Source organism: Actinokineospora sp., assembly GCF_050699995.1.
GTDB lineage: Bacteria > Actinomycetota > Actinomycetes > Mycobacteriales > Pseudonocardiaceae > Actinokineospora.
In genome coordinates, this window is sequence record NZ_JBOHGC010000589.1 from 1 (window position 1) to 3648 (window position 3648).

At 67.8% G+C, this 3648-nt stretch carries 5 protein-coding genes; all 5 read left to right on the plus strand.

Features of this window, described 5'->3' with window-relative positions; all coding sequences use genetic code 11:
• The coding region (locus tag ACRDSQ_RS28665; RefSeq protein WP_431425321.1) for a hypothetical protein at window positions 1-335 on the plus strand (335 nt) is incomplete at its 5' end.
• A complete protein-coding gene (locus ACRDSQ_RS28670; RefSeq protein WP_431425323.1) occupies window positions 332-1201 on the plus strand; it encodes an acyltransferase family protein in 870 nt (289 codons plus the stop codon). The genes ACRDSQ_RS28665 and ACRDSQ_RS28670, both read left to right, overlap by 4 nt.
• Window positions 1174-1512 carry an acyltransferase family protein gene (locus ACRDSQ_RS28675; RefSeq protein WP_431425324.1) on the plus strand — a complete coding sequence of 113 codons (339 nt, stop codon included), beginning with the start codon at window positions 1174-1176 and terminating at the stop codon, window positions 1510-1512. Before ACRDSQ_RS28670 ends, ACRDSQ_RS28675 begins: the two co-directional genes overlap by 28 nt.
• A 156-nt stretch (window positions 1513-1668) precedes the next feature.
• On the plus strand, window positions 1669-2613 hold the full coding sequence (locus ACRDSQ_RS28680) for an ABC transporter ATP-binding protein (RefSeq protein ID WP_431425326.1): 945 nt from the start codon (window positions 1669-1671) through the stop codon (window positions 2611-2613).
• Window positions 2610-3461 (plus strand): ABC transporter permease, encoded by an 852-nt coding sequence (locus tag ACRDSQ_RS28685; protein WP_431425328.1) that lies wholly within the window; start codon window positions 2610-2612, stop codon window positions 3459-3461. The genes ACRDSQ_RS28680 and ACRDSQ_RS28685 overlap by 4 nt, the downstream gene beginning before the upstream one ends.
• The last annotated feature ends 187 nt before the right edge of the window (window positions 3462-3648 follow it).

Consider the following 3648-nt stretch of genomic DNA (forward strand, 5'->3'; position numbering starts at 1 on the left):
GGCGCGAGGTGTACCCGTGGCTGTCGCTGCAGATGGTGCCGGTCATCGCGTTCCTGGCGTGGCGCGCGGGCGGGCCGGGCAACCTCGACTGGGCGATCCCGACCTTCGTGCTCACGTCGCTGTACACGCTGACGGCCGGGCCGGTCATGGTGCTGTTCGCGTGGCGGCTGGCCGCGCCGGAGATCCGGCGCAGACGGCGTTGGTTCGTCGCGTACCTGGTGGCGTCGACGCTGTTCTACACGGAGCTGAAGAACCTGATCAGCCGCGTCGCGCACCTCAAGGAGCTGATGGGTGAGCGCCAGTGGATCGTCACGCCCCGCGAGCGGTCGACATGACCGAGCCCACGCAGCGCAAGTTCGACCTGGAGGGCTATCGGGCGCTCGCCGCGCTCGTGGTGATCATCTTCCATGCCTACCAGCACAACAGGTACGGCGCGGACTGGACGTGGCCGCTGCAGGGCACGCTGTGGCACGACGTGCTGATGAACGCGGACATGTTGGTGGACATGTTCTTCATCCTGTCCGGGTTCCTGCTCGGACTGCCCTACGCCAAGGCGGTGCTCGGCGTCGGCAAACCGAGGCCCGCACGGGCTTTCCTGCTGCGGCGGGCGGTCCGGCTGATCCCGCTGTACATGATCGTGGTGCTGGTCGTGTGGTCGATCAGCAATCCGGTGCTGCCGGGCGACTGGCGGGATCTGTTGCTGCACTTGACCTTCACCCACGTGTGGAGCGACGAGAAGATCTTCTACACCGACGGGCCCGCGTGGACCCTCGGCGTCGAGGCGCACTTCTACCTCTTGTTGGCCCTGTTGGGTTCGCTCGGCCAGCGGTACCTGGCGCCCGTTGCGTCGCGCCGCGAGCGGATCGCCGTGATGGTGGCGGTACCGTCGGGTCTGATCGCGGTCAGCCTGCTGTACAAGTGCTGGGCGGTTTATGTGCGCGGTTTCCCGGTCGAGAGCTGGTCGATCTGGTTCAACCCGGTGGCGAAGCTCGACATCTTCGCGGTCGGCCTGCTGCTGGCGGTGGCGTCCGCGGCGGGTGTGCGGTGGGGCCCCACGCCGCCGTGCGCACCCTGGTCGGGCTCAGCGGCGGCGCGGTCGTCGCAGTGGGCGTGTGGCTGCGGTACGCGCACCTGCCGGACACGTTCAGCCACACGTTCTTCGGCACGGGCATCATGCTGCTCATCGCGGCGACCGCGTTGAGCACCGGACCGGGCCCGTACTGGCTGCGGTGGCCGCCGATGTTGTCGCTGAGCATGGTCAGCTACAGCCTCTACATCTGGCACGAGCCGCTGCTGCGGGTGCTCGACAGCGCCGGTCTGCTGCCCACCCCGGCGCCCGGGCCGACCGCCTTTCTCGTCACCGCCGCGCTGCTGCTCGGGGTGACCGTTCCGGTGGCGTACCTGAGCTACTGGATGATCGAGGTCCCGGCCCAGCGGATCATGGGCGCGTTCGACGCCGACGGCCGCTCCCGTGAGTACTACGCACCGCTGCCGGATCCGCGTTCGGCGTGAGTTGTCATTTCCGGATAACTCTTCGAACGGCAGTCCACCCGGCCCGCAGTAACCGCGCGGTGATCGGTTTCCAAATTGCTTTGTGCGGTCTGAGCAGCGGATTCGCTCGGTATGTTGACGGTTGGGAATGGGGCGTCGAGGCGAACGGGATCAGGGATGCAACGACCGCGCATCAGTGTCGTCGGCCTGGGCAAGTCCTACGGCCCGGTGATCGCGCTGGTCGATGTGAACCTCGCGGTCGGCCCGGGCACCATCCTCGGGATCCTCGGCCACAACGGCGCCGGGAAGACGACCTTGGTCGACATCCTGGCCACCCGCGCCCTCCCGACGACCGGCACGGCCACGGTGTGCGGCTTCGACGTCGTCGAGGCGGGCCACCTGGTGCGCAAGTGCATCGGCATGTCCGGCCAGTTCGTGGCCGTGGACGAGACGTTGAGCGGCCGCGCCAACCTGATCCTCATCGCCCGCCTCCTGGGCGCGGGCGGCCGCCGGGCCGCGGCGCGGGCCGATGAGCTGATCGAGATGTTCGACCTCGTCCAGGCCGCGAACCGCAAGGCCGCCACCTATTCCGGCGGCATGAAGCGAAGACTGGATCTGGCGGCGAGCCTGCTGGGCAAGCCCGACGTGCTGTTTCTCGACGAGCCCACCACTGGCCTGGACCCGATCAGCCGCAGCGAGCTGTGGACGTTCGTCGAGCAGCTCGCCGCCAATGGCACCTCGGTCGTGCTGACCACCCAGTACCTCGACGAGGCCGACCGGCTGGCCCGCGACATCATCGTGTTGGCGGGCGGGCACATCGTCGCCAGGGGAACGCCCGCGGAACTCAAGTCCAGGGTCGGCACCCGCACCGCCAAGGTCACCTTCGCCGACCCCTTCATCACCCGCCGCGCCGCCGACGCCTTGATGTTCGCGGGCATGGCCCCACTCGCCGACGAACCGCTGTGCGCCGTCACGGTCCCGGTCGCCACCGGCCGCGAGATCTCGGCACTGGTGCGGGCCTTGGACACCTGGTCGGTCATCCCCCTGGACCTGACCGTCACCGAACCCACCTTGGACGACGTCTACATCGCCCTCCACCGCGCCGCCCGGACCCCCGCATGAGCCGCCACGCCCTGCGCACCAGGGGCCGCGACGACGACACCGTCCAGCTCTACCTGGGCAGGCGGGTCGGCTGGGCGGGAAGCACTGTGTCCACCCAGATCCGTGTCCTGACCCTGCGCTCCCTGCGCACCGCCTTCGGCGACTACCGGTTGGTGTTCTTCGGCCTGTTGCAGCCGGTTGTCATGCTGCTGCTGTTCAGCCAGGTCTTCAGCGGCATCGGCAGCCTGCCCGGGGTTGTGGAGTACCAGGGCTACATCAACTACCTGATGCCCGCCACCCTGGTGAACATCGCCATGACGACCGCGATGAGCTCGGGCATCGGGATGCTGACGGAGATCTACACCGGCTTCATCGGCAGGCTGCGGACAATGCCGATCAGCCTCTTCTCCGTCCTGGTAGCCAGGACGCTGTCGGACGCGGTCCGGTTGGCTGTTCAGGTCGTCGTGGCGATCGCGGTGGCGGTGGCGGTCCTGGACTTCACCCCGGCCGGAACCGGCGGAGTGGTCGCGGCGGTGGCGCTGACCATCGTGTTCGGCTGGGGCATGGGCTGGGTCTTCGTCGCTTTGGCTACATGGCAGGGAAAGCCGGAGACCATGCAGGCCATCTCGTTCATCGTGATGTTCCCGCTCATGTTCGCCTCCAGCGCTTACATGCCGGTGGACGCGATGCCCGGGTGGATCAAGGTGGTCTCCACGGTCAACCCGGTGACCTACGCGATCGACGCGATCAGGGCCCTGTGCCTGGGAAAGCCGGTGGGATGGGCACTGGCGGCCGCCATCGGACTGGTGGCCGCCACGGCCACGGCGGGCGCCGTCATCGCCGCCCGCAACTTCCGCCGCACCCGATAGCAGGTCTCGCCACCGTCGCGAATTAGCCAACGGTTGTGAACTCGTTGTCGCGAACGTTGAACTCGTTGTCGCGAACGTTGAACTCGTTGTCGTGGGTGTTGGACTCGTTGTCGTGGGTGTTGGACTCGTTGTTGTGGGTGTTGGACTCGCGGAGGGGGAAGGAAACGCGGCCGATGAACCACCGGGC